Consider the following 26,689-nt stretch of genomic DNA (forward strand, 5'->3'; position numbering starts at 1 on the left):
GTAGCCGAGGCATAACCGGCGTGCGCGCCGCGCCGTGTTTGTTGGTAATAAGTTTTACAGATGGACCGTAATTGCAACATCAGATTAATGGAGGAAACGCAGCGGAAACCCATCAGGGCCAGCTTTTAGGAGAGTTCTGAGAGCGGGTGAAATAGTGCCGTAACCTTAAGCTGAACGTGCAGTTTTCAGCGGGTTACGGCAGCTGGCGTGGCGTGGAGCGGCATTCACCGCCCGAAAATCATCAGTGCAGCTTGAGGCGCGGACGCAGGACGCGGTTAAGACTGCCGACCAGCATCATAAGACCGGTCTTGAAGTATCCGTGGAGCGCAATCTGGTGCATACGATATAGAGAGATGTAGACAAAACGCGCAATTCGCCCTTCCACCATCATCGATCCGCGCATCAGGTTACCCATCAAGCTGCCGACGGTGCTGAAGCGCGACAGCGACACCAGCGAACCGTGATCTTTATAAACATACGCTTTCAACGGCTTCTCTTTACGCTGTGCAAGGATGTTCTCCAGCGCACGCGACGCCATCTGATGCGCTGACTGCGCGCGCGGCGGCACAAATCCGCCACCCGGCAGCGCGCAGGAGGCGCAATCACCAATGGCGTAGATGTCATCATCCAGCGTGGTTTGCAGCGTCTCTTTCACCACCAGCTGATTGATGCGGTTGGTTTCCAGTCCGCCAATCTCTTTCAGGAAATCTGGCGCTTTGATACCGGCCGCCCACACCATCAGATCGGCGTCGATGAATTCGCCACCTTTGGTATTCAAGCCGTTTTCGGTGGCGCTGGTGACCATGGTTTGCGTCAACACGCGCACGCCAAGTTTGGTCAGCTCCTGATGCGCCGCCGCTGAGATGCGCGGTGGCAGCGCAGGCAGAATGCGTTCACCGGCTTCCACCAGCGTGACGTTCAGCGAACTGCTATCCAGGCCTTTATAGCCGTAGCTGTGCAGCTGTTTCACCGCGTTATACAGCTCTGCGGAGAGTTCCACGCCGGTGGCGCCGCCGCCGACAATGGCAATGTTGACTTTTTCCAGGCTGCCTTCGCTGGCCGAGAAACGCAGGAACAGGTTGAGCATTTCGTTGTGGAAACGACGCGCCTGATGCGGGTTGTCGAGGAAGATGCAGTGATCTTTTACGCCCGGCGTGCCGAAGTCATTTGAGGTGCTGCCAAGCGCGATGACCAGGCGATCGTAGGCCAGCTCACGCTGCGGCACTAACAGTGCGCCTTCCGCATCGCGGATTTCGGCCAGCTCAAGGGTTTTGTTTTCACGATTGATTTGCGTCAGCGATCCCAGCTGGAACTGGAACCCGTGATTGCGTGCGTGCGCCAGATAGCTCAGCGCATCAATCCCTTCGTCCATCGAACCGGTTGCCACTTCGTGCAGCAGCGGTTTCCACAGATGACTGTGGTTACGATCGACCAATATGATCTCGGCTTTCTTCTTGCGTCCCAGCTTGTGACCGAGCTGCGTTGCCAGCTCTAAGCCGCCAGCACCACCGCCGATGATAACGATTTTTTCCATAGATGTAGTCAACAAAGACCCCCTCAAAGTTGTAAACCAATAGTTAATTAAAGGTTAATAAAAACCTTAATAAACATAGGGTTGGCGACGTTAAATCGCGAGCTGAGGGCAGAATATCACGGCGTCAGAGACATCACATAAGAAAATTGATGTACATCAATCTTTCAGCTGCATTATCAGAATGTTACACATTTTATGCGCCGCATCACACGGCGCGTCGGCGGTCAGGCGAGGAGTTTGAAGGCTTTGATGCGCTGCAAATGCGGCGCGATGTTCTTGAATTTATGGCTGGCTGCGTCATCCCAGATGATTTCATAAAACGGCTGCAGGTGCGCCGCACTGCGCTGATTGTCCAGCGCTTCATCCTGACGAGACAGAATCGCCAGACACTTTTCGCGGTTCTTTTCGCGGAAATCGCTGACGCACTTAGTGGCGATATCGAGATACTCTTCCGGGCGATCGATTTTGCCTTCCATGTTCTCAAACGGGAACAGATTAGGATTGAAAATCACCTGACGCATGCCGCACAGGAAGCCAATGCGTTCGGCCCAATAACCACCGAGCCCAACCCCGCAAATCAGCGGATGCGCATCGTCGCCCTGTTGCAGCAGCTTGTCGCACTCTTTCAGCAGAAACTGCATGTCGTGTTTGGGATGGCGGGTGCTGTAGCTGACTAATCTGACGTCCGGGTCAATAAACTGCAGCTGCAGCACCTTTTCATGGTTGCCCGGACTGTTGGAATCAAAACCGTGCAGATAGATGATCATGATTTTCCTCAGCGTGGAATGAGATCCGGGCAGCGACGCTTATCTGCCCGAGGCTTTGTGCGCCAGCCAGCGCTCTTGCAACGCGCTTAACTGACGCTGATTTTTCCGCCAGCGCTCGCTTGCCAGCAGGCTTTGACGGGTAAAACGCCCTTGATGGTATAACTGCGTTACGCGCTCTGCGCCGATCGGCGTCAAGTTATCCAGCACGCTCACCGCGCCCGCGCGCTGATTGCACACCAGGATCATATCGCAACCGGCATTCAGCGACTGCTGCGCGCGTTCGGCGTAGCTGCCCATCACCGCGGCACCTTCCATCGACAGATCGTCGGAGAAAATCACGCCGTTGAAGCTGAGCTCCTGGCGTAAAACGGTTTGCAGCCAGTACGGGGAACCGCTGGCGGGCAACGGATCCACCTCAGTATAGATAACGTGCGCCGGCATCACCGCATCGAGAAGCTGCTCGTCAATCAACTGCTTAAAGATCGCCATGTCATGCTGACGGAGCGTGGCGGCATCGCGGTTGTCGCGCGGCGTCTCTTTGTGCGAATCGGCACTGACCGCACCGTGACCGGGGAAGTGTTTGCCAGTAGTTTTCATGCCGGCTTCATGCATGCCGTTGATAAAACGGCGCGCGACCTGCAGGGCGATGGCCGGATCTTCATGGAATGAACGATCGCCAATCGCCGCGCTGATGTGACCAATGTCGAGCACCGGCGCGAAACTGATGTCGATATCCATGGCGATCATCTCCGACGCCATCTGCCAGCCCGCCTGCTGCGCCAGTTCACCGGCACTATTGAGATCGTGCAGCGCGGCGAACGATTGCATCGCCGGCAGCTGCGTGAAGCCGTCGCGGAAACGCTGCACGCGACCGCCTTCCTGATCCACCGCTACCACCAGACGATGACGCGATGCCGCGCGAATCTGGCGCACCAGCTCTGCTAACTGCTCGACATCGTGGAAGTTGCGGGCAAACAGAATCAGTCCGCCCACCAGCGGATGCTGCAGAATTTCGCGTTCTTCGGCGTCCAGCTCATAGCTTTCGACGTCGAGCATCAGCGGTCCAGGCGTGTTCATGGTCATGATTAAGATCCTACGTTAAAGGTCGTGCCAGCTGGCCTGCGCCAGCCGTAGTAAGGTGTCATCCTGGCACTGCTCGGCACGCAGCTGATACCAGCTGGCCATCAGCAGCTGCAGCCACGGTTGCCAGCGCTGCATCTGGCGCGCCAGTGCCGGCTCATCAAGCTGCGCGCGCGCGGCGTAATCGGCAATCCACGCGGAACGCGTATCGCCATCGACCGCACAAACCGCCGCCAGCTCCAGCGCCACATCACCGTCGGCGGCATATTCCCAGTCGATCAGGCGTAACCCTTCCGGTGTGGCAATCAGGTTGCCGGCGTGGACATCCATATGCAGCGGCGCCAGCCGCAGCGGCTGCGGTTCGCCCTGCTGTAATAAGCGTTGCAGACGACGCTGCCAGCGCCAGTGACGCTGACGACAAAGCTGCCAATAGCGCTGCAGCAGCGGCGCTAATCGTAAACGGTAGCCGGTTAGCGGCTGTTGATGCAGACGTTGCAGCAGCGCCACAATCGCCTCCCGCTGCGCGTTAAACTGCGCGGAGGTGAGCACCTCGCCCGGCAGCCAGCCTTGCAGCAGCCAGGGATGGCGCCACGCCAGCGGCTGCGGACCCAGCTGTGCATGCCGGAGCTGCTGCAGAATGCGGTATTCGCGCTGGCGATCAACAAACGGGATCGGCTGCGGCGGCGCACGTCGCGCCAGCAACTCGCCCTGCGGCATCTGCACGCGCACGCTTTGCCCGCTCAGTCCCGGCAGCGCGAAAAAATGACCGGCAGCTTGCGCCGTCGGCCATTGTTGCTGAAGCAGGTTTTGCAGCTGGGGATCAGGGTTGAGCAACACCGTTTCCTGACCAGATGATTTCACCGGTTTGTACCAGCATCAGCTGCATTTGCAGCGTCGGTGATTTCACATCGCCCTGCGCATTGCTGTAGAGCACATACTGCGCGTTAACGTTGCGCGCCAGGCCAATCGCTTTACTGCGCGAGTTGAGGCTGTCATCCGGCGATAAGCCCAGCGTCTGCTTGGCCTGCGCCAGCTGTTCTGGGGTGATCAGCGTGAACTTGCCGTTGTTGGCCAACGCATTCTGAATCGCATCGGTGGCTTTGTCGGTTTGCAGCGCGCCGTTGGTGCTGTTCTTGATGCGGTCCACCAGCAGCACGCTGCCCGGATTCACGCCTGAAGATTGCACCATCTTGCCGACCAATGGTTGTACGCTGGCATCCCAGTTAATGGTTTTCAACTTTGGTGGCTGCGGCACGGTTTGCGGCGGCGGCACTGGCTGCGTTGGCGGCTCTACTGGCTGAGTGGGTGTGGTCGGCTGCGTGGGTTCTACCGGTGCCGGCGTCTGTTGTTGCACCACACAACCGGTGAGCATTAGCGCAAACAGCAGCGCGCCCGAACGTTTAATACTGCGAATCACAGCTTACTCCTCAAAGATAAAGATAGAGACGCACCTTACTGGCGGTCGGATTGCCCATTTGTGAGGCCACTTCTACGCTGCCGTGCGCCGGAACAATTTGGCTCTGCGCCGGCTCTTCCGGCGTGATTTCCAATCCTTTGTCGTCGTACCAATAGAAACGATAGTGCACTTTCACCGGCGTTTCACGCTGGTTGTACAACACGCTCATGGCACGCTGCTGACCATCTTGTTCGGTCAACTTCGGATCATCGGTAATAATGCCCGCAGATAACACCGCTGATTCCATCACCAGCGATTGCGAGGTATTAATCATCGGCTTATCGCTGCTGCAACCTGCAAGGGTCAGCAACAGCAAGCCACTCAGCCATTGACGCATCACGTTGTCCGCCTGAGTTAGATGGCCAGCATCGGGCCCAGCGGCTGACCGCCAACCAAATGCATATGGATGTGATAAACCTCCTGACCACCATGGCTGTTGCAGTTCATGATCAGGCGATAGCCATCTTCGGCAATGCCTTCATCACGGGCAATTTTGGCGGCCACGGTGATCATCCGGCCCAGCGCCTGCTCGTGTGCGGCCTGCACATCGTTGGCGGTGGGAATCAGTACGTTGGGGATGATCAAGATATGGGTAGGCGCTTTGGGCGCGATATCACGGAAGGCGGTGACCAGTTCGTCCTGATAAACCACGTCGGCGGGGATCTCGCGACGGATGATTTTACTGAAAATGGTTTCTTCAGCCATGGTGCATTTCCTTAAGCCTGAGTTCAGTCAGGCAGTATGCGTGAGGAATTCCATTTCTTTCAACCTCAGGACCACAATTCCTGCATTAAATGGCTGCCTTTAAGCCGTTTTCTCACTTCACCATGCATTGTGCTACGGCTCGCATTTCTAACATCTCATTAACCACAAAAATGAAACGCTGTTTTATAAATTAGAGATATCACGCCATTTTCTTTGTGATTTTGCCATTCACCTGCAAGTCATTGCGAAATCACGAAGGTTTGCCGGCTTAAGCCGCTCTACTTTCAATCCAATCCGAGCAAGTTGTACGGAGTGATGAGGGATGTGTTTACCGACTAATTCAAGGAGAACCTGCCATGCGCTCTCGTAAGATTGGCCTGGGCCATTATCTGGCCTATGGGTCCGGGGATTTCCTCGGTGCAGGCACCACGGCGTTAACCGCCGCCTGGCTGCTCTACTTTTACACCACCTTTTGTGGGCTCTCGCCGATTCAGGCGACCTTCATTTTCGCTGCCGCCCGCGTGCTGGATGCGGTGGTGAGCCCGCTCATGGGTTTCCTGACCGATAACTTTGGTTCGACCTGGCTCGGCAAGCGCTTTGGCCGCCGCAAATTCTTTATCCTGCTCGGCATTCCGTGCGTGTTCAGCTACAGCCTGATGTGGGTTGGCGACATGAGTTTCTGGTGGTATCTGCTGACCTATCTGCTGTTCGATATGGTCTACACCATGATTCTGGTGCCTTACGAAACGCTGGTGCCGGAGATGACCGATGACTTCAAACAGAAAACCCGTTTCTCTGGCGCACGTATTGGCCTGGCGCAGCTGTCGGCCATTCTGGCAGCGTTCCTGCCGGGCGTGCTGATTGGCTGGTTTGGCAAAGATAATCCGATCTCCTTTTTCTACGCCAGCCTGGTGTTCTCGGTGATTTGTGCGCTGGTATTAACGCTGGTGTGGCTGTTTACCTGGGAACGCGATCCCGACGATTTCTCTGCCGAATCGCGCCGCGCCGAGCAGGAAAAATCGCAGCTGACCTTGCTGCAGAGCCTGAAGCGCCTCTACACCGAGCTGGCCTCAACGCTGCGCATTCGTATTTTCCGTCAGCATCTGGGCATGTATCTCGGCGGCTATATTGCGCAGGACGTTTTTAATGCGGTGTTCACCTGGTATGTGGTGTTTGTGCTGATGCAAAGCGCGCAGATCGCCTCCAACCTGATGGGCACCATGGCGGTGATGCAGTTTATTGCGGTGATGGCAATGATTCCGCTGTGTATCCGCCTTGGACCTGCGCCCGCGTATCGTATGGTGGTGGTGCTGTTTGGTCTTAGCGCCCTCTCCTACGCCGGATTGTGGTACACCGGCATGAACGATAATTTCGCTCTGCTGGTATTGATTTCCGGCCTTGCCGGTCTCGGTCGCGGCGGCATCAACTATGTGCCGTGGAATACTTACACCTATATCGCTGACGTCGATGAAGTGATTACCGGTCAACGTCGCGAAGGCATTTTTGCCGGCATCATGACGCTGACGCGCAAAGCCTCGCAAGCAGGTGCGGTGATGTTCGTCGGTATCGTATTGCAGCTGGCGGGCTTCTCTTCCGGTCAGGCCACGCAGGTGCCGGCTGTCGGCCATACCATTCTGGCGATCCTCAGCGTGGGCACGCTCTGCGTGCTGGCTTGCGGCTTCATTATTTCACTGCGCTTCAAACTCAATCTGCAAACTCACACCGTGCTGCGCGAAGAGACGTTGAAAATGCGTGAAGCCGGACGCGTGGTGCCAGAGCGCATTACGCCGCAGGCGCGTGAAGTGGTCGAAATGCTGGCGGGCATGCCGTATGAAAATCTGTGGGGCAATAACAACGTCGGCTATCTCAACCGTGATAAAGCTGCCGCACCGCCGCTGCCGACGCAGCCACGATCTTTACCTTCTCTCTCTACCCTGATTAACGATAGGAATGAACCATGACTGTATTTCCTGTAAAGCACAGCGCGTTACTGCGCCAGCCTGAATATCTGTTGCCACGTACTGAGCTGGTGCAGTTGATTCAGCGGCTAACCCATAATCTGGTGAATATTACCGATCACAGCGGCGAGTTTTTGCTGCGCCTCGATGATGGCCGCGTGATCGATACCAAAGGCTGGGCCGGTTGGGAGTGGACGCACGGCATCGGCCTGTACGGCATGCTGCACTACTATCAGCAAACCGGCGATCAAGCTACGCTGAAGATTATCGATGACTGGTTCAGCACGCGCCTGGCGGAAGGTACACCAACCAAGAACGTCAATACCGTCTGCCCATTCCTGACGCTGGCGTATCGCTATGAAGAGACGCGAAATGCCGCGTGGCGGCCGGTGCTGGAGCGCTGGGCTGAATGGGTGATGTATGAGATGCCGCGCACCGAGCAAGGCGGCTTGCAGCACATCGTCTACAACAATGAAAACACCCAGCAGCTGTGGGATGACACCTTAATGATGAGCGTGATGGCGCTGGCGAAGATTGGTCAGCTGCTGGATCGTCCGGAGTTTGTCGAAGAAGCCAGCTATCAGTTCCTGATTCATACTCAATATTTGATGGATCGCCAAACCGGTTTGTGGTTCCACGGCTGGACGTTTGATGGGCGGCACAATTTTGCCAACGCACGTTGGGCGCGCGGCAACAGCTGGCTGACTATCGTAATTCCTGATTTCCTCGAGATGATGAACTGGCCGGAACAGCACGCCACGCGGCGTTTCCTGCAACAGGTGCTGGAAAGTCAGGTGAAGGCGCTGAGCGCCTGTCAGCACAGCAGCGGTTTGTGGCACACCTTGCTCGACGATCCCAACAGTTACCCGGAAGCCTCCGCCACCGCCGGTTTCGCCTATGGCATTCTTAAAGCGGTGCGCAAACATTATCTTTCGCCCGAGTATTTGCCGCTGGCGGAGAAAGCATTGCGCGGCGTGATCGGCAATATCGATGAGGATGGGGAATTGAAGCAGGTGTCGTTCGGAACAGCGATGGGCAGCGATCTGGAGTATTACCGCCAAATTCCGCTCACCTCAATGCCGTATGGTCAGGCAATGGCGCTGCTGTGTTTAACCGAGTATTTGCGGGTTTATTTATAAATAAAAAATGCCCTCATTTGAGGGCATTTTTACGCACCGAAAATAAAGTGCGTTGAAGCGGCGACAGAGGGTTCAAGTGCTTTCGCTGGAAGAGGCGTCAGATCGTAAAGTCGCCATAAACCATCCCTGGGGCTCGGCCCGCGACATCCTTGTCGCGGGACGCTTTACTCCTCTGCCGCCTCTTCCTGCTATCAACGCATGTGCGCGCGGTTAAAACACCCCGTTACATACCGCGGATATAATCATCCATTTCGGTTTTCAGGTTATCGGACTTGGTGCCGAAAATCGCCTGAACGCCTGAACCTGCTACCACCACACCACGTGCGCCGAGGCTTTTCAGTTCAGCCTGATCAACCTTGCCCACATCCGCCACGCTCACACGCAGACGCGTGATACAGGCATCAAGGTTAGTGATGTTCTCTTTACCACCAAACGCGGTAACCAGTTTGCCCGCCATTTCGCTGCCGGTTGCGCTGCTCTGCTCCATCGCGGTCTCCTCACGGCCAGGGGTTTTCAGATTCAGTTTCACAATCAGGAAACGGAATACGGTGTAGTAAATCAGGCCGTAGATGATACCCACAATCGGGAACAGCCAGATTTTGCTGCTGTTACCGCTCAGAACGATAAAGTCGATCAGACCGTGTGAGAAGCTGGTGCCATCACGCATACCCAGCAGAATACAGATTGGGAAGGCCAGGCCTGCCAGAATCGCGTGGATCACATACAGAATCGGCGCCACGAACATAAAGGCGAACTCGATTGGCTCGGTGATACCGGTCAGGAACGAGGTCAGCGCGGCGGAGATCATGATGCCGCCCACTTTGGCGCGGTTTTCTGGTTTAGCAGTATGCCAAATCGCAATCGCTGCCGCTGGCAGACCATACATTTTGAACAGGAAGCCGCCAGACAGCTTGCCTGCGGTTGGGTCGCCCGCCATGTAACGTGGGATATCACCGTGGAACACCTGACCTGCGGCATTGGTGAATTCACCAATCTGCATCTGGAAAGGTACGTTCCAGATATGGTGCAGACCAAACGGCACCAGTGAACGCTCAATCAGACCGTACAGTCCAAAGGCCACGACTGGGTTTTGATACGCTGCCCACTGTGAGAAGTCCTGAATCGCCGTACCGATTGGCGGCCAGATGAATGACAGCACCACACCGGTGAAAATCGCCGCCAGACCGGAGATGATCGGCACAAAGCGCTTGCCGGCAAAGAAGCCGAGATACTCAGGCAGTTTGATGCGGTAGAAGCGGTTGAACATATACGCCGCGATGGAACCGGCGATGATCCCACCGAGCACACCGGTATCCGCAAGATGCTTGGCCTCGATTTCGCCCGCCGGTAAGTGCAGCACCAGCGGAGCGACGACCGCCATGGTTTTAACCATGATGCCGTAGGCGACCACGGCCGCCAGCGCGGAGACGCCGTCGTTATTGGTAAAGCCTAGCGCCACACCGATCGCAAAGATCAGCGGCATATTGGCAAACACCGAACCACCCGCTTCGGCCATGACGTGGGAAACCACTTCCGGCAGCCAGCTGAAGTTTGCTGAACCAACACCTAACAAAATACCGGCAATCGGCAGAACCGATACCGGCAACATCAGCGATTTACCTACTTTCTGCAGGTTCGCAAATGCGTTCTTGAACATAGAAACTCCTGAGTATGAGTGCAATTTTTTGCGCAGTGCGCATGGCTTAGGGGGAGGATCCTTCGCCGGGGTGACGCTGAGCGTCTTTTGATTTATTACGAAGAGTAAAATAAATCGCTAATTGTTAAATTGACGGCCATCACATTTCGCTAAGGACGCCCCTTTCCTTTCAGTCATTTCTTACTGACTTGCGCTAATAAACAGCAATAAAACACTGCCTGCGTCCCGTAAGACGCAGTACAGTAAAGTGATTTGTGATTAATTACAGCGTTTGAAATAAAGCGTTTAGCCGCCGAGACGACTCATCGGGATGTGGAACAGGCGGGAGAAGTTTTCGGTGGTGGCAGCGGCCAGCGTTTCGATATCAACGCCTTTTAACACCGCCATGTAATCCGCCACATCACGCGTAAACGCCGGCTGATTCTCTTTACCACGGTGCGGTACCGGCGCCAGATAAGGCGAATCGGTTTCCACCAGCATACGATCAAGCGGCACGTAGCGCGCCGCATCGCGGATCTGTTCGGCGTTGCGGAAGGTCAGAATGCCGGAGAAAGAGATGTAAAAACCGAGATCGAGCAGTTTGGCGGCGGTCTCTTTATCTTCGGTAAAACAGTGCAGCACGCCGCCGCACTTCTCTACCTGCTCTTCGCGCAGAATCGCCAGCGTGTCTTCACGCGCATCACGCGTGTGCACGATGATTGGTTTATTAAGCGCGATACCGGTACGAATGTGCTCACGAAACGAGGCTTGCTGCTGCGCTTTGGTTTCCTGCTGATAGAAATAGTCCAGCCCGGTTTCACCCAGCGCGACCACGCGATCCTCTGCGGCCAGACGGCGGAACTCTTCGACGTCGTACGGCGCTTCCTGATTAAGCGGATGGACACCACAGGCCAGCGCGACGTTTTCACGATCGCCCACCAGCTGTTTAATTTTGTAGTAATCCGGCAAGGTGGTGGCAATCGCCAGCATAAATTTCACATCGCGCGCTGCCGCTTTGGCGATGACATCATCCAGATCGCGATGGTGCTTTTCATAATCGAGGCCATCGAGATGGCAGTGGGAATCGACAATAAACATAGAGTTCTCTTTTTGCTTAGCCGACCGTTGCCGGAGTCAGTAAACGTCCCCAGGCGAGTAAACGATCGGTCAACATTAATTCACGGTTGAGTGCGGCAACATGCAACAGCTGTTCGCGGCACTTCATCCATTGCTGCGCACTGCTGTTAAGCGCACTGCTGTTCATTCTTTGCGCTAACTGCGTGACCACATCCGGGCGATCGCCGTTGCTCAGCCACTGACTTGCGCCCTGCTGCACTTTCATCGCATCCACCAGCAGCGAAATCAGCCAGCTGAGACGTTCAGCCACATCTTCGCTGTTCAGCGCGGGTAACAGCTGCAACACATCGCCGTTGAGCGCTTTGATCAGCGTTTCGCACAGCGTTTCACGCGCCTGCCAGCGCTCGGGCTGCAACAGCGTCAAAGCGGCGGCGGGTGCGCCATTGCTCAAACGCAAGGCAGCGCGCAGCTTCTCTTCCGGCTGCGGTTGCTGTTTCTGCAGCCATTGCAGGCTATGCGCCTCTTCTGGCGGCGACAGATGCCACGTCATACAGCGACTGCGCAGCGTAGCCAGCAGGCGTGAAGGTTCGCGCACGCTGAGGAAAAACCAGCAATTGGCCGGTGGCTCTTCCAGCGTTTTCAATAATGCGTTGGCGGCGGCTTCCGTGAGCTGCGCGGCATCGGGCAACCAAACGATTTTTGCGCCGCCCTGCTGGGCAAAGTGATACAGCTTTTCAGTGACGTCGCGCACCGCATCAATACCAAGCGAGGATTTTCCCTTTTCTGCTTCCAGGCGATACCAATCGGGATGCGTGTGCGCCTGCATTAACTGGCAGCCGTGGCAATGGCCGCAGCTTTTCAATCCTTCCGGCTGCAAACACATCAACCAACGGCTCACGCCCCAGATCAGCGCATCGTCACCCATGCCTTCAATGGCTTGTACCAGCAGCGCGTGATGCGCCTGTCCACTTTGATGGCGGGCGATGATTTGTCGATAAGGCTGATTCAGCCACGGATACCAATTCATGCGGATTGGCCTGCCAGCCAGCTACGCAAGGTGCTTTGAAGTGACGATGTCACGTCTTCGATATTTTGCGTCGCATCAATAGTGAGGATCGAAGGATCCTGAGCGGCTAAGGCCAGATAGCGTTCACGCGTGCGCTCAAAGAACCGCAATGATTCCTGCTCAATACGATCCAACTCGCCGCGTGCGCGGGCGCGTTGCAGGCCAATTTCTGGCGTTACGTCGAGATAGAGCGTGAGATCGGGACGGAAATCGCCCAGCACCGCATCGCGCAGCGTAGTCATCAGTTGCGCATCCAGACCACGCCCGCCGCCCTGATAGGCTTGTGAAGAGAGATCGTGGCGATCGCCAACCACCCACGCACCGCGTGCCAGCGCCGGTTTGATCACGTTCTCTACCAGCTGCACGCGTGCCGCGTAGAGCATTAGCAGCTCGGCTTTATCGGTCACCTGCTCGCCATCAATGCCCTGCTTGACTAGCACACGCAGCTGTTCTGCCAGCGGCGTACCGCCCGGCTCGCGCGTGAAGACGACATCATTAATGCCGTGCTCATGCAGCACGGCAACCAGCGCATCGCGCGCGGTGGTTTTGCCTGCACCTTCCAGGCCTTCAATGACGATAAACTTACTTTTCATTTTTTTCCTTCATTGTCAGCCGGTAAACCTGCACCGCTTTGTTGTGGCTGGCCAGATTGGTGGTAAAGGTGTGTCCACCTTTGCCATCCGCGACAAAATAGAGGTAATTGGTTTTTTCCGGATGCGCAGCCGCTTCCAGTGAAGCACGGCCCGGCATCGCGATCGGTCCCGGCGGCATACCGCTAATGGTGTAAGTGTTGTAGTCGGTCGGCGTTTCCAGATTTTTACGCGTTAGCGTGCCGGTGTAGCTGTCGCCCATACCGTAAATCACCGTGGGATCGGTTTGCAGTTTCATTCCGGTCCGCAGGCGGTTGATAAACACCGACGCCACGCGCGCGCGCTCTTCGCTCACGCCGGTCTCTTTCTCAATGATCGATGCCATGGTGACCATGTCCTGCTCTTTCTTGTAAGGCAGATTCTCCATGCGTCCCTGCCAAATCTCATCGACCAGCTTGTTCATGCGCGCGTGGGCACGTTCCAGCAGCGCCACATCGCTGGTATTGGCGGTGTAGAGATAGGTATCAGGATAGAAACTGCCTTCCAGCTGGCTGACGTCGAGTTTGAGTGCGGCGGCAACGGTGGCAAATTGATCGTCACTCAGCGTGTGTTTCAGGTATGGCGCTTTCCTCAGCTCGGCTAACCACTCGGTAAGACGCGAACCTTCAATAAAACGCACCGGGAATTGCGCTTCTTTACCGCTGGCTAACAATTGCAGTAGCTGGCGCACCGTCATGCCGGTTTCCAGGCGATAGGTACCGGCTTTAAAACGTGCCAGTTCCGGTTCCAGTTTCAGCAACGGCCCAAACCAGATGCTTTGCGGAATGATCTTCTGACTTTCCAGTTGCGCTTCCAGCACCACGCGACCGCTGCCAGCGGGCAAGGTGTAAATGGTTTCCTGCTGCAGTGTTAAGGGCGTATCGGCTAAACGTGCAATCTGCCAATAGCTAAAGGCGGCGGCGAGTCCTGCGACAACCACAACGCCTGCGAGAATTTTTTTCATTCGAGTCATGATGCTTCCATCGTCGGGCAACTGGCGCGCAGTTGCTGATACAGCGAGCGTGCGGTAAACGAAACGTCGTCAATTTGCCGCACGGGTAAAACAGGCATCAGGGCGTTACATATCACCACTTCATCGGCATTCAATACGTCGTCCCTGCTGCCATCAATCAGCTGACAAGTCTGGCCATTCGCGGCCATCTGTGCCATCAGATAACGACGCATAAGGCCATCCACGCCTGCCTGCTCAAGCTGCGGCGTAAAGACGTTGTTGCCTTTGCGCCAGAATAAATTGGCCGCACAGCATTCCACCACCGTCCCGCCAGTGTCAAGCACCAGCGCCTCGTCACCGCCCGTCTGGTCAAGATGCTGGCGAATCAGCACTTGCTCAAGGCGATTAAGGTGCTTTACCCCGGCCAGCAACGGATTGCGCGCCAGACGGATTGGGCTGGTGTGGAGCACAGCGCCCTGCTGTTGCAGCGTGGCGTAATGCTGCGGCCACGGCGAGAGCGAAAGGATGCGCGTGGGAGAGTGGCAACCTGCGCGGCTGTAACCGCGTCCGCCTGCGCCCGGCGTCAAAATTACTTTCAGCACCGCCTGTGTTTGTCCCGCTGCGGCATCATGCATTTCTGTGGCGAGCTGTGCTAAATCAGGCGCATCCATCATTAACCGTGCGCAGGCCTCTTTGAGCCGCTGCAGATGCGCATCCAGCATTACAACATGGCCGTTAATCACCGCGGCGGTGGTAAAGCAGCCATCACCAAATTGCACTGCGCGATCGCGTGCTGAAAGCTCGGTTTGCGCTATGCCGTTTATCCACATGTTGGCCGCCTTGATTAGCCCGGTAGAAAATATAAAAAAGGCCCGCATTGCGGGCCTCTGTATGGCTGAGGAGCGATTAAACCTTGCGGAAGATCAGCGAGCCGTTAGTGCCGCCAAATCCGAAGGAGTTACACAAGGTGTACTCCAGTCCGCTGACCTGGCGCGCCGTATGCGGCACGAAGTCCAGATCGCAACCTTCGTCAGGATTGTCGAGGTTGATGGTCGGTGGAATCGCCTGGTCGCGCAGCGCCAGAATCGAATAAATCGCTTCTACCGCACCCGCCGCACCCAACAGGTGGCCAGTCATCGACTTGGTGGAGCTGACCATCACACTGTGAGCCGCCGCACCAAATACCGATTTAACCGCCTGCGCTTCCGCTTTGTCACCGGCTGGCGTCGAGGTGCCATGCGCGTTGACATAACCGATTTGCTCAGCGTTCAGCTGCGCGTCACGCAGCGCGTTAACCATCGCTGCGGCTGCACCTGAACCGTCTTCCGGAGGTGACGTCATGTGGTAAGCATCGCTGCTCATGCCGAAACCAATGATCTCAGCATAAATCTTCGCACCACGTTTCTTAGCGTGTTCGTACTCTTCCAGTACGACAATGCCAGCACCGTCACCCAACACGAAACCGTCACGATCTTTATCCCACGGACGGCTTGCCGCCTGAGGATTGTCATTACGCGTGGAGAGCGCGCGAGCAGCACCGAAACCACCTACACCTAATGGCGTACTGGCTTTCTCCGCACCACCGGCCAACATCACATCAGCATCGTTATACGCAATAATACGCGCCGCATGACCAATGTTGTGCACACCAGACGTACAGGCAGTTGCGATAGAGATGCTTGGACCTTTCAGGCCGTACATGATGGTGAGGTGACCTGCAACCATGTTGACGATGGTAGAAGGCACGAAGAATGGGCTGATTTTGCGCGGTCCACCGTTGACCAGCGAGCTGTGGTTATCTTCGATTAAACCCAGTCCGCCAATACCAGAACCGATTGCCGCACCAATGCGACCAGCATTCTCATCGGTTACGACCAGACCGGAGTCTGCCATAGCCTGAATACCCGCAACGATGCCGTATTGGATGAAGTCATCCATCTTGCGCTGATCTTTGCGCGAGATGAAATCATCGCAATTAAAATCTCTTACTAAGCCCGCAAAACGCGTTGCGTAGGCACTAGTATCAAAATGGTCGATCAGGCTAATGCCGCTCTGACCGGCAAGGAGAGCACTCCAGGTAGACTCTACGGTATTGCCGACAGGAGACAACATGCCAAGACCAGTCACAACTACACGACGCTTAGACACGCACGTCCTCCAGGGAGGGAAAAAATAACGCTATGTGGGGCAAACATAAAACTCAGGCGGTCGAGGTGACCGCCTGAAGATATTCATTAGCCTTGATGGCTATTGATGTAGTCGATCGCTGCCTGAACGGTAGTGATTTTCTCAGCTTCTTCGTCTGGAATTTCAGTATCAAACTCTTCTTCCAGAGCCATTACCAGCTCAACGGTGTCAAGAGAATCTGCACCAAGGTCTTCAACGAAAGAAGCAGTGTTAATCACTTCGTCTTCTTTAACACCCAGCTGCTCAGCTACGATTTTCTTAACGCGTTGTTCGATATCGCTCATACTATTTAATTTCCTATCAAAACTCGCTTTCGCGATGGTTTTCGTAGTGTATAAAATGTTGAAAAAGATGCAACAAAATCCCGGCTGGTCGAACCACGATTTTGCGTTATTCTGCGGTGTTTACCGCAGATAAAGCAAATGTTTTCGTGATTATCAGACCATGTACATGCCGCCATTGACATGAAGCGTCTCACCCGTGATGTAGGCTGCTTCGTCAGAGGCTAAGAATGCAACAGCATTGGCAATCTCCTGCGGGTCACCTAAACGACCTGCGGGAACTTCTGCCAAAATACCCGAACGTTGATCTTCGTTCAGTGCACGCGTCATGTCCGTCTCGATAAAGCCCGGAGCCACGACGTTTACAGTAATGCCACGTGACGCAATTTCTCGCGCCAGTGATTTGCTAAAGCCAATCAAACCTGCTTTTGCTGCCGCATAGTTTGCCTGACCCGCGTTACCCATGGTCCCAACTACAGAACCGATGGTAATGATACGGCCCACGCGTTTTTTCATCATGGCACGCATAACCGCCTTAGAAAGACGGAAGACAGATGTCAGGTTGGTATCAAGGATATCCGCCCACTCATCGTCTTTCATGCGCATCAACAGATTGTCACGCGTAATGCCTGCATTATTGACTAAAATGTCCACTTCGCCAAATTCGGCGCGAACTTGTTCGAGGACGCTCTCAATTGAGGCGGCATCAGTGACGTTCAGCAGCAGGCCTTTGCCCTTGTCGCCGAGGTAAGCACTGATTGCTTCCGCACCGCTTGCACTGGTGGCGGTTCCCACCACTTTAGCACCGCGCGCAGCCAGCGTTTCCGCAATGGCGCGACCAATTCCACGGCTTGCACCGGTAACCAGCGCTACTTTACCTTCAAAGCTCATGTTTTTCCTCTTATTCCTGTGAAAGTGCAGCGCTCAGTGAAGCAGAATCGTTCACCGCAGCGGCACTCAGGCTATCCACAATACGTTTGGTCAGACCGGTCAGGACTTTACCTGGACCGACTTCCAGCAGCTGCTCAACGCCCTGCGCAGCAATAAATTCGACCGATTCGGTCCAGCGCACGGGGCTATACAGCTGACGGACCAGCGCGCTTCGAATCGCAGCACCTTCAGTTTCACACTTCACGTCGACGTTATTCACCACCGGCACCGAAGGCGCATTGAAGGTGATCGCTTCGAGCGCCACCGCCAGCTTATCGGCAGCAGGTTTCATCAACGCGCAGTGCGATGGCACGCTGACGGGCAGCGGCAGTGCACGTTTGGCGCCGGCAGCCTTACAGGCTGCACCCGCACGCTCAACCGCTTCTTTGTTGCCCGCGATAACCACCTGGCCTGGCGAGTTGAAGTTAACCGGTGAAACCACCTGACCTTGCGCACTCTCTTCGCAGGCTTTACGGATTGATGCATCATCCAGGCCGATAATCGCCTGCATGGCGCCAGTACCTTCCGGTACCGCTTCCTGCATCAGTTTGCCGCGCAGCTCAACCAGTTTAATGGCGTCAGCGAAATTCAGCACACCGGCACAAACCAGCGCCGAGTATTCACCGAGGCTGTGGCCGGCCATCATGGTTGGCTGCACCGCATTTTTGCTCTGCAATACGCGATAGATAGCAACAGAAGCCGCCAGCAGCGCAGGCTGCGTCTGCCAGGTTTTATTCAATTCTTCAGCCGGTCCCTGCTGGACCAGCTGCCATAAGTCATAACCCAGCGCATCTGAAGCTTCACGGAAAGTGGCTTCAACCTGCGGGTTTTCAGCGGCCAGCTCGGCTAACATGCCGACGGTCTGCGATCCCTGACCTGGGAAAACATAAGCACATTGCGTCATCTTTCGTTCCTGTCAATCAAAAGCGAACCAGCGCAGAACCCCAGGTGAAACCGCCACCAAAGGCTTCCAGCAGAATCAGTTGTCCCGGCTTGATACGGCCATCGCGCACCGCTTCGTCCAGTGCACTTGGTACTGACGCGGCAGAAGTATTACCGTGACGATCCAGCGTGACCACAACTTTCTCCATGCCCATGCCGAGCTTTTTGGCGGTTGCGCTAATAATGCGCAGGTTCGCCTGATGCGGCACCAGCCAGTCGAGCATTTCACGATCAAGATTGTTGGCTTGCAGGGTTTCATCAACAATGTGCGCCAGTTCAGTCACGGCCACTTTGAAGACTTCATTGCCCGCCATCGTCAGATAAGCAGGCTCATCCTGATGGGCACGATCCTGATACGGCAGCGTCAGCAGTTTGCTGTAACGGCCGTCGGCGTGCAGATGGGTAGAAAGGATACCTGGCTCTTCGCTCTGGCTCAGCACCACCGCGCCTGCGCCATCACCAAACAGAATGATGGTGCCGCGATCGTTAGGATCGAGCGTACGTGCCAGCACGTCTGCACCGATCACCAGCGCATGTTTTACCACACCATTTTTGATGTATTGATCGGCAACGCTCAGTGCATAGGTGAAGCCTGCACAGGCAGCGGCCAAATCGAAGGCAGCGCAATCGTTGATCTCCAGCATTTGCTGGATCATGCACGCTGAACTTGGGAAGGCATGGCTGGAAGAGGTGGTCGCCACAATGATCAGGCCAACGTCGCTCGCATTCACACCCGCCATTTCCAGCGCGCGCTGTGCTGCGGTGAAGCCCATAGTAGCAACGGTTTCTTCCGGAGCGGCAATACGACGCTCACGGATGCCGGTACGGGTGACAATCCACTCGTCCGTCGTCTCGACCATTTTTTCCAGATCCGCATTGGAGCGAATCTGCTCAGGCAAATAGCTGCCCGTACCGATAATTTTGGTAAACATCTACGCTTTGTCACTCCTGGCTAATACAGTGTCAAGGCGCGCCGCAATCCTCTCTGGGACTTGCTTTCGCACCGTCTGCTCTGCCTGCTCTATCGCCACGGCAAATGCACGTTGATTCGCCGCACCGTGGCTTTTGATCACTGTCCCGCGCAATCCTAACAGACAAGCGCCATTGTACTGGTCGGGGTTGAGATGGCCGAAACGCTTTGCCAGACGCTTTTGAATCCAGCGCCCCAGCAATGTTAGCCACCAGGCCCGTTTTTTTCCTTCCTCTGACGATTTAATCAGAGAGAGGAACATTCTTACCACGCCTTCCATGGTCTTCAACGTGACGTTACCAACGAAGCCATCACAAACCAGCACATCCGTCTTGCCGGTGAGGAGATCGTTCCCCTCAAGATATCCAATATAGTTGATTTGCGGTGACGCTCGCAGCACCGCAGATGCGGCGCGGATTGTTTCCAATCCTTTGGTCTCTTCCTGACCAATATTCAGCAGCGCAACACGCGGCTGGGCGATCTCCAGCACTTCTTCGGCCATCACTGCGCCCATGATCGCAAACTGCACCAGCATGGCGCTGTCGGATTCAACGTTAGCGCCGAGATCCAGCACCACCGTTTTGCCATGCTGCTGATGCGGCAACACCGTCATCAACGCCGGACGTTCAATGCCATCCAGCGGTTTTAATAACATTTTCGCCAGGCCCATCAGTGCGCCGGTATTTCCCGCACTGACACAGGCTTGTGCTTTCCCCTCTTTCACCAACTCTAACGCCACTCGCATGGAACTGCCGCGGCTGTTACGAATCGCCTGAGAAGGTTTGGCATCACTTGCAATAACCGATTCGGCAGGAATAACCTGCACACGCCTCTGTAACGAGGAATCCGCTTTGGCAAGAAATGACGAGATGATGTCGGGATCGCCGACCAGAAGAAGAACCAGCTCCGAATGAGAGGCCAGTGCCTGCAAGGCTGCAGGCACTGTCACGCAAGGACCGAAGTCCCCGCCCATGGCATCAACTGCCAGGGTCAAACGTGTCAAGGTATCGCCTTGTGTAATCGCGAGGATTACTTGGTGATAACCTTGCGACCGCGGTAGTAACCATCCGCAGTGATATGGTGACGCAGATGAGTTTCGCCAGAAACTTTATCTACTGACAGAGCAGCAGTGGTCAGAGCATCGTGTGAACGACGCATACCACGCTTAGAACGGGTTGGTTTATTCTGTTGTACGGCCATGGACCTTACTCCTATTACTTACGCTTTAAACTGGCTAATACGGCAAAGGGATTTGGTTTTTCTGCCTCTGGAGGCAATTGACCAAATACCATGTCCGCGTCGGACACTTCACAGTGTTCAGAATCATGCACCGGAACCACGGGCAGCGCGAGGATGAGCTCATCTTCGATCACTGCCAGCAAGTCGATCTCACCAAAATCATTGACATCAACTGGCTCGTAGGCTTCCGGTAGTGCCTCGGCCTGTTCATCAGAAGAGACAGGACTGAAGCAATAGCTTACGTGAACATGACGTGGAAACGACTGGTTGCAGCGTTGACATGACAGAGTCACCTGCACTTCTGCTGTTCCTTGCAGAACGGCGAGGCGCTGGTTATCAACCGCAAACGACATATCGCATTCAACTTCACTGTCCACACTCACGACCGTTTCGGCCAAGCGCGCCACCAATTCAGGTGCATAAACACCATGATAATCAAGGCGTTTTTGCGCGGCGCGGACCGGATCGAGCGTCAGGGGTAATTTTACCTTTTGCATAGGGCGCGCATATTAACTTTGTAACGTCATAGAGTCAAAGAAAAAGGCCGGTTTACGGCATCTTTCACCCGTTAGTCGCATCCAGTGCGGCGCATAGTTTAAAATGACTGTCATCTTTACGCTATCTATTCTGAAAAAAAATGACGACACCTTTGGTTTTAGCCTCTACCTCCCCTTTTCGTCAGGCGCTGCTAAGCAAACTGGGCCTGCCTTTTATAACCGCCGCCCCCGATTGCGACGAATCCCCGCTGCCGCATGAATCGGCCTCCGAGCTGGTGCAGCGGCTGGCATTAACCAAAGCGCAGGCGCTGGCCGCACGTTACCCGGACAGCTGGATTATCGGTTCCGATCAGGTTTGTGTGCTGAATGGCGAGATAACCGGTAAACCGCATACCGTGGAGAAGGCCTGCCAGCAACTCGCGGCCGCCAGCGGCAACGCCATCACCTTTTATACCGGCCTGGCGCTTGTGCAACCGCAGAGCGGCAAACAATCGGTCATTTGCGAGCCCTTTACCGTGCATTTCCGCCAATTGAGTAACGAAGAGATTCGCGGCTACGTCGAAAAGGAACAACCGCTGCAGTGCGCCGGCAGTTTCAAAAGCGAAGGATTGGGGATTTGTTTATTTGACAGGCTGGAAGGTCGCGATCCCAATACCTTGATTGGCTTACCGCTGATCGCGCTGGATGAGATGTTAAGAGCGGTGGGCATCAACGCCTTGTGTTGATGCCCGTGTCATCAGGCTTTTTTCTGACGCAGTTGTGCGAGGCAATGTTTCAGTGCGCCATCCAGTGGCGCTTCCATCCGCAGCACTTCTCCGGTGTTGGGATGGGTGAAAGTCAACGCTGCCGCATGCAGGAACAGACGCGATAAGCCTGTCGAACCCAATTGCGCATCAAAGTCGCGGTCGCCGTAACGATCGTCAAAAGCGATCGGATGGCCGCCGTGCAGCGTATGCACACGAATCTGATGGGTACGGCCCGTTACCGGGCTGGCTTTCACCAGAGTCGCGAAACCAAAACGCTCTTCTACTTTAAAGCGCGTCTCGGAAGGTTTGCCCTCCGCACTCACGCGCACCACGCGTTCGCCGCTCTGCAAAATGTTCTTCAGCAGCGGAGCCTGCACCACTTTCAGATGCGACGGCCAGTCACCGCGCACCAGCGCCAGGTAATCCTTCTGCATGCCCTTCTCGCGCAGTTGCTCATGCAGCGAGCGCAAAGCAGAACGCTTCTTCGCCACCAGCAGGATGCCGGAAGTATCACGATCGAGACGATGGACTAACTCAAGGAAACGCGCTTCCGGACGCAACGCACGCAGCCCTTCAATCACGCCAAAACTTAATCCGCTGCCACCGTGCACCGCGGTGCCCGACGGCTTATTCAGCACCATCAGGTAATCATCTTCATACAGAATGGCGTTGGTGAGCGCCGCGACTTTATCCAGCTTCGGTGAAACCGTATTCTCTTCGCGCTCGGCAACCCGCACCGGCGGAATACGCAGCTCGTCACCATCCTCCAGCTTATATTCCGGTTTGACGCGCTTTTTATTCACCCGCACTTCGCCTTTACGCAAAATGCGATAAATCATGCTTTTCGGCACGCCCTTGAGCTGGGTGCGCAAAAAGTTATCAATTCGTTGTCCGGCATTTTCAGCCGTGATGGCGACATACTGTACGCCGGGATTCTCTGTTTTCATGGCGGCGATTCTAATTAGTGTACCTGGATAGCGCCACCCCTTTTTCTGTGCTTAACTCTCTCTTTGTCGCGTGATGAAACGGTGAAAATGGCGACATTTTCAGCGATGCGATGATTAGCCCTGCAAATGAACAGGTTATGGATGAATAAACTTCTCAGCTTGGCAAAAGTCGCCTTGCTTAATGTTGGTTAGCAATGGAATAATGCAGGGGTTTCTGCCCTGGAAAGATTCAGGCAGGAAAAAGAGCGAAATAAGTCATTTTGCCGGATTGAACGGACACGCAGCAATGGCGTAAGACGTAATGTTAAATCAGGCACTTAGCGGGCTGCGGGTTGCGGCCTGGACGACAGACTAGGATGTGTGGATTTTTGAATACTCTGTAACATTTCCACCTTCAGGCGCTGGATTTCCTTATGAAAAACAGGCCACCGACAAGATTTGCGCCCCTTTAGCCGCCGACAACCGTGAGGTTGACGTCAGTGCATTAAGACACGGGGCCATCGGTTGATTCTCGTCCAGGGTAACGATGCCCGCAGCTAGATCACTCATGTGAGAATAACGAGTAAGTCACGATGAAAAGAATGTTAATTAACGCAACTCAGCAGGAGGAGTTGCGCGTTGCCCTGGTTGATGGACAACGTCTGTACGATCTGGATATTGAAAGTCCTGGACACGAACAGAAAAAAGCCAACATATACAAAGGTAAAATCACCCGCGTTGAACCCAGCCTTGAAGCTGCATTTGTCGATTACGGTGCAGAACGTCACGGTTTCCTCCCTCTGAAAGAAATTTCCCGCGAATACTTCCCCGCCAATTACAACGCACATGGTCGTCCGAATATCAAAGATGTGCTGCGTGAAGGTCAGGAAGTTATCGTTCAAATTGATAAAGAGGAACGCGGTAATAAAGGTGCAGCACTGACCACCTTTATTTCTCTGGCCGGTAGCTATCTGGTATTGATGCCGAACAACCCACGTGCCGGTGGTATTTCACGCCGCATTGAGGGCGACGATCGTACCGAATTAAAAGAAGCACTTTCCGCACTGGAACTTCCAGACGGCATGGGATTAATCGTCCGCACTGCGGGCGTAGGCAAATCTGCCGAATCACTGCAGTGGGATCTCAGCTTCCGTATGAAGCATTGGGAAGCCATTAAGAAAGCCGCAGACAGCCGCCCGGCGCCTTTCCTGATCCATCAGGAAAGCAACGTGATCGTGCGCGCCTTCCGCGACTATCTGCGTCAGGATATCGGTGAAATCCTTATCGATAATCCAAAAGTACTGGAACTGGCCCGTCAGCACATTGCTGCACTTGGTCGTCCGGACTTCAGCAGCAAAATCAAACTCTACACCGGTGAAATCCCGCTGTTCAGCCACTACCAAATCGAATCGCAGATTGAATCCGCCTTCCAGCGTGAAGTGCGTCTGCCATCAGGCGGATCGATTGTTATCGATAGCACCGAAGCCCTGACGGCAATTGATATCAACTCCGCACGCGCGACTCGCGGCGGTGATATCGAAGAAACCGCGTACAACACCAACCTGGAAGCGGCCGATGAGATCGCTCGCCAGCTGCGTCTACGCGATCTCGGCGGCCTGATCGTTATCGACTTCATCGACATGACGCCAGTGCGCCACCAGCGCGCGGTGGAAAACCGTCTGCGTGAAGCGGTGCGTCAGGATCGTGCGCGTATTCAGATCAGCCACATTTCACGCTTCGGTTTGCTGGAGATGTCGCGTCAGCGTCTGAGCCCATCACTGGGTGAATCCAGTCATCACGTCTGCCCACGCTGCAGCGGAACCGGCACCATTCGTGATAACGAATCGCTGTCGCTGTCTATTCTGCGTCTGATTGAAGAAGAAGCGCTTAAAGACAACACCAAAGAAGTGCATGCCATTGTTCCGGTTCAGGTCGCCTCTTACCTGCTGAACGAAAAGCGTGATGCCGTTAGCGCCATCGAAAAACGCCAGGGCGGCGTGCGTGCCATCATCGTGCCAAACGATCAGATGGAAACGCCACACTACTCGGTACTGCGTGTTCGCACCGGCGAAGAGACGCAAACGCTGAGCTATCACTTACCGAAACTGCACGAAGCGGAAATGGCGCTGCCTTCTGAAGAAGAGCACGCTGAGCGTCGTCGTCCGGAGCAGCCAGCACTGGCCGCCTTCGCGATGCCTGATGCGCCGCCTGCGCCGGTTGAAGTGGTGAAAGAGCCTCAGCCAGCAGCAGCAGAAGTGAAAACCAAACCAGCAGTTGCTGCGCCTGCGGTAACTCAAACTGGTTTCGTGGCTCGCCTGCTGAATGGATTGAAGAAACTGTTTGCCGGTGATGCGCCTGCTGCGGCTCCTGCTGAAACCCAGCAAGAAACCCCAGCCGTTGCTGCCGCTGAATCTGAAAATACCCAGCAGCGTGGCGAACGTCGTAACAATAACAACCGTCGCAACAACCGTCGTGAACGTACTCCGCGTAATGGTGAGAACGGTCAGGTGCGCGAAGGCCGTGAACCGCGCGAGCCGCGTGAAGCACGTGAGCCGCGTGAAGCCCGCGAACCGCGTGATAATCAGGACAACCGTCGCAACAAGCGTCAGAACGAGCCGCGTGAAGCGCGTCCAGTCCTGAGCGATGAAGCGCTTGAGCAACGTGATGAGCAGCAGCAACAGCGCCGCGAACAGCGTGCCGATCGCCAGCGTCGTCGTCAGGAAGAGAAGCGCACTCAGCAGCAGGATCAGAAAGCCGCTGAACCGGTTGTTCAGGCACCTGTCGTTGACGAAAACGTTGAGCAGGAAGAAGAACGCGTTCAGGTCATGCCGCGTCGTAAGCAGCGTCAGCTGTCACAGCGCGTGCGTGTGGGCGATACCACTGAAATTGCTGCCGCAGCGCCAGTGGTGCATGAAGCTGCCGTTGAAACTGCGCCGCGCGCTCAGTACAACGAACATCCTGAAGCCAGCAATGACGAGCAAGATGATAGCGATAACCGTGATAGCGCCAACATGCCGCGCCGTTCACGTCGTTCACCGCGTCACCTGCGCGTGAGTGGTCAACGTCGTCGTCGTTATCGTGACGAGCGTTACCCAACGCAGTCTGCAATGCCGCTGGAATCTGCTGCTGCCTCACCAGAAATGGCGTCAGGCAAAGTGTGGATTTCTTACCCGGTTGCGCAAGCGCAGGAAGAGTACAGCACACAAGATGCGATGCATGAAGTGTCGGATTACGGCTACCAGCAAACCACCGATGCCGAGGCTCAACCCGCTGCCGTTGCAGCTGTTGAACCGGCCGTTGAACAGGTTGCCGCTGAGGAAGCCGTGCATCAGGTTGAACCGCAGGCACATACCGATGTACCAGTGGTGAATACTGATGACGTCACGCCGATTGCCGCGCCCGTAAATGAAGAGCCATCAGTGATCTCTGCTGCTGACGAACAGGTTGCACAGGAAACCGCGGCTGAAGCGGAACCGGCTGCCGTGGTTGAAGAAGCCAAGCCTGAAGTAAGTGAAGTGGCTGCTGTTGTTGAGCAGGCGCCGGCGGATGTTTCGCCAGCAGTTGAAGCGCAGGTTGAAGATGTGCTGGCTGCGCCAGTCACGGCTGAAGCCGAAGTCACGCCAGTCACTGAACCTCATGCGCCGGTTGCGGCACGTGATACTGCAGTGGCCACGGTTGAGACGCGCTTCAAGCATCACGCTACCGCACCGATGACCAAAGCACCGGCACCGGCGTGGGAACCTGAACCGGTTCGCAACAGCGACTGGGTCCGTCCAGCCTTTGGCTTCGAGGGCCGCGGCTCAGCCGGTGGTCACAGCGCGACGCATCAGGCAACCGCCCCGGCAACCCGTCCGGAAAGCGCGTAAGCTCTAGCAAGTCAGTAAACATCAAACCCCGGCCAGTCCGGGGTTTTTTATTGCCTGCGGTCGCCATAAATGGCGCCCCTACGATGCGCGGCATGACACCAAACCA

At 55.4% G+C, this 26,689-nt stretch carries 26 protein-coding genes; 4 read left to right on the forward strand and 22 right to left on the reverse strand.

Annotated elements, in window-relative coordinates; genetic code table 11:
- Window positions 1-241: 241 nt before the first annotated feature.
- The 7 genes from HX773_RS02490 to hinT all read right to left on the reverse strand — a co-directional run bounded on the left by HX773_RS02490 (window position 242) and on the right by hinT (window position 5,542).
- Window positions 242-1,546, reverse strand: a complete 1,305-nt coding sequence (locus tag HX773_RS02490; protein WP_176970294.1) for an NAD(P)/FAD-dependent oxidoreductase — start codon at window positions 1,544-1,546, stop codon at window positions 242-244.
- A gap of 212 nt (window positions 1,547-1,758) precedes the next feature.
- A complete protein-coding gene (gene ycfP / locus HX773_RS02495) occupies window positions 1,759-2,301 on the reverse strand; it encodes an alpha/beta hydrolase YcfP (protein ID WP_061716944.1) in 543 nt (180 codons plus the stop codon).
- Between the two features lie 39 nt (window positions 2,302-2,340).
- Window positions 2,341-3,384 carry a beta-N-acetylhexosaminidase gene (gene nagZ / locus HX773_RS02500; RefSeq protein WP_176970295.1) on the reverse strand — a complete coding sequence of 348 codons (1,044 nt, stop codon included), beginning with the start codon at window positions 3,382-3,384 and terminating at the stop codon, window positions 2,341-2,343.
- Between the two features lie 15 nt (window positions 3,385-3,399).
- A complete protein-coding gene (thiK, locus tag HX773_RS02505) occupies window positions 3,400-4,242 on the reverse strand; it encodes a thiamine kinase (protein ID WP_370463581.1) in 843 nt (280 codons plus the stop codon).
- Window positions 4,202-4,798: a penicillin-binding protein activator LpoB gene (lpoB, locus tag HX773_RS02510; RefSeq protein ID WP_176970296.1), complete on the reverse strand. Its 597-nt coding sequence runs from the start codon at window positions 4,796-4,798 to the stop codon at window positions 4,202-4,204. The genes thiK and lpoB overlap by 41 nt, the downstream gene beginning before the upstream one ends.
- Before the next feature lie 10 nt (window positions 4,799-4,808).
- A complete protein-coding gene (locus HX773_RS02515) occupies window positions 4,809-5,174 on the reverse strand; it encodes a YcfL family protein (RefSeq protein WP_101760824.1) in 366 nt (121 codons plus the stop codon).
- Between the two features lie 17 nt (window positions 5,175-5,191).
- Entirely contained in the window at window positions 5,192-5,542 is a 351-nt protein-coding gene (gene hinT, locus HX773_RS02520; RefSeq protein WP_007885755.1) for a purine nucleoside phosphoramidase, read from the reverse strand.
- 356 nt (window positions 5,543-5,898) lie between these two features.
- On the opposite strand from hinT, the gene HX773_RS02525 reads away from it, so the two are divergent.
- Both HX773_RS02525 and HX773_RS02530 read left to right on the forward strand, forming a co-directional pair.
- Window positions 5,899-7,503: an MFS transporter gene (locus HX773_RS02525; protein WP_176970297.1), complete on the forward strand. Its 1,605-nt coding sequence runs from the start codon at window positions 5,899-5,901 to the stop codon at window positions 7,501-7,503.
- A complete protein-coding gene (locus tag HX773_RS02530; RefSeq protein ID WP_176970298.1) occupies window positions 7,500-8,639 on the forward strand; it encodes a glycoside hydrolase family 105 protein in 1,140 nt (379 codons plus the stop codon). The genes HX773_RS02525 and HX773_RS02530 overlap by 4 nt, the downstream gene beginning before the upstream one ends.
- 223 nt (window positions 8,640-8,862) lie before the next feature.
- Here HX773_RS02530 and ptsG read toward each other — a convergent pair whose 3' ends face one another.
- From ptsG to yceD, 14 genes are all read right to left on the reverse strand, one after another.
- Window positions 8,863-10,296 (reverse strand): PTS glucose transporter subunit IIBC, encoded by a 1,434-nt coding sequence (gene ptsG, locus HX773_RS02535; RefSeq protein ID WP_176970299.1) that lies wholly within the window; start codon window positions 10,294-10,296, stop codon window positions 8,863-8,865.
- Between the two features lie 285 nt (window positions 10,297-10,581).
- Window positions 10,582-11,373, reverse strand: a complete 792-nt coding sequence (locus HX773_RS02540) for a metal-dependent hydrolase (RefSeq protein WP_154181483.1) — start codon at window positions 11,371-11,373, stop codon at window positions 10,582-10,584.
- A 16-nt stretch (window positions 11,374-11,389) separates the two neighbouring features.
- Window positions 11,390-12,379 (reverse strand): DNA polymerase III subunit delta', encoded by a 990-nt coding sequence (holB, locus tag HX773_RS02545; RefSeq protein ID WP_176970300.1) that lies wholly within the window; start codon window positions 12,377-12,379, stop codon window positions 11,390-11,392.
- Entirely contained in the window at window positions 12,376-13,011 is a 636-nt protein-coding gene (tmk, locus tag HX773_RS02550) for a dTMP kinase (protein WP_176970301.1), read from the reverse strand. Before tmk ends, holB begins: the two co-directional genes overlap by 4 nt.
- Window positions 13,001-14,020: an endolytic transglycosylase MltG gene (gene mltG / locus HX773_RS02555; RefSeq protein ID WP_176970302.1), complete on the reverse strand. Its 1,020-nt coding sequence runs from the start codon at window positions 14,018-14,020 to the stop codon at window positions 13,001-13,003. The genes tmk and mltG overlap by 11 nt, the downstream gene beginning before the upstream one ends.
- Entirely contained in the window at window positions 14,017-14,829 is an 813-nt protein-coding gene (gene pabC / locus HX773_RS02560; RefSeq protein ID WP_176970303.1) for an aminodeoxychorismate lyase, read from the reverse strand. Before pabC ends, mltG begins: the two co-directional genes overlap by 4 nt.
- 76 nt (window positions 14,830-14,905) lie before the next feature.
- Complete coding sequence (gene fabF / locus HX773_RS02565; RefSeq protein ID WP_101760834.1) at window positions 14,906-16,147, reverse strand: beta-ketoacyl-ACP synthase II; 1,242 nt, start codon at window positions 16,145-16,147, stop codon at window positions 14,906-14,908.
- Between the two features lie 86 nt (window positions 16,148-16,233).
- The gene (acpP, locus tag HX773_RS02570; RefSeq protein ID WP_007885774.1) at window positions 16,234-16,470 is read right to left on the reverse strand and encodes an acyl carrier protein; all 237 of its coding nucleotides are present in this window, start codon (window positions 16,468-16,470) and stop codon (window positions 16,234-16,236) included.
- A 153-nt stretch (window positions 16,471-16,623) separates the two neighbouring features.
- Complete coding sequence (fabG, locus tag HX773_RS02575; protein ID WP_007885776.1) at window positions 16,624-17,358, reverse strand: 3-oxoacyl-ACP reductase FabG; 735 nt, start codon at window positions 17,356-17,358, stop codon at window positions 16,624-16,626.
- A gap of 10 nt (window positions 17,359-17,368) precedes the next feature.
- The gene (gene fabD, locus HX773_RS02580; RefSeq protein ID WP_176970304.1) at window positions 17,369-18,301 is read right to left on the reverse strand and encodes an ACP S-malonyltransferase; all 933 of its coding nucleotides are present in this window, start codon (window positions 18,299-18,301) and stop codon (window positions 17,369-17,371) included.
- Between the two features lie 16 nt (window positions 18,302-18,317).
- Complete coding sequence (locus HX773_RS02585) at window positions 18,318-19,271, reverse strand: beta-ketoacyl-ACP synthase III (RefSeq protein ID WP_176970305.1); 954 nt, start codon at window positions 19,269-19,271, stop codon at window positions 18,318-18,320.
- Window positions 19,272-20,312, reverse strand: a complete 1,041-nt coding sequence (gene plsX / locus HX773_RS02590; RefSeq protein ID WP_008103068.1) for a phosphate acyltransferase PlsX — start codon at window positions 20,310-20,312, stop codon at window positions 19,272-19,274. It lies immediately after the preceding gene.
- A gap of 26 nt (window positions 20,313-20,338) precedes the next feature.
- Complete coding sequence (gene rpmF, locus HX773_RS02595) at window positions 20,339-20,509, reverse strand: 50S ribosomal protein L32 (RefSeq protein ID WP_007885783.1); 171 nt, start codon at window positions 20,507-20,509, stop codon at window positions 20,339-20,341.
- A 14-nt stretch (window positions 20,510-20,523) separates the two neighbouring features.
- Window positions 20,524-21,045: a 23S rRNA accumulation protein YceD gene (yceD, locus tag HX773_RS02600; RefSeq protein WP_007885785.1), complete on the reverse strand. Its 522-nt coding sequence runs from the start codon at window positions 21,043-21,045 to the stop codon at window positions 20,524-20,526.
- A gap of 140 nt (window positions 21,046-21,185) precedes the next feature.
- Here yceD and HX773_RS02605 point away from each other — a divergent pair, with 140 nt between their 5' ends.
- Window positions 21,186-21,770, forward strand: coding sequence for a nucleoside triphosphate pyrophosphatase (locus HX773_RS02605; RefSeq protein ID WP_176970306.1), 585 nt, complete (start codon window positions 21,186-21,188; stop codon window positions 21,768-21,770).
- A gap of 11 nt (window positions 21,771-21,781) precedes the next feature.
- Here HX773_RS02605 and rluC read toward each other — a convergent pair whose 3' ends face one another.
- Window positions 21,782-22,738 (reverse strand): 23S rRNA pseudouridine(955/2504/2580) synthase RluC, encoded by a 957-nt coding sequence (rluC, locus tag HX773_RS02610; protein WP_176970307.1) that lies wholly within the window; start codon window positions 22,736-22,738, stop codon window positions 21,782-21,784.
- Window positions 22,739-23,310: 572 nt separating this feature from the next.
- On the opposite strand from rluC, the gene rne reads away from it, so the two are divergent.
- The gene (gene rne / locus HX773_RS02615) at window positions 23,311-26,583 is read left to right on the forward strand and encodes a ribonuclease E (protein WP_176970308.1); all 3,273 of its coding nucleotides are present in this window, start codon (window positions 23,311-23,313) and stop codon (window positions 26,581-26,583) included.
- Window positions 26,584-26,689: the final 106 nt, after the last annotated feature.

The sequence above is a fragment of the Pantoea sp. B9002 genome, from assembly GCF_013385945.1.
GTDB lineage: Bacteria > Pseudomonadota > Gammaproteobacteria > Enterobacterales > Enterobacteriaceae > Pantoea.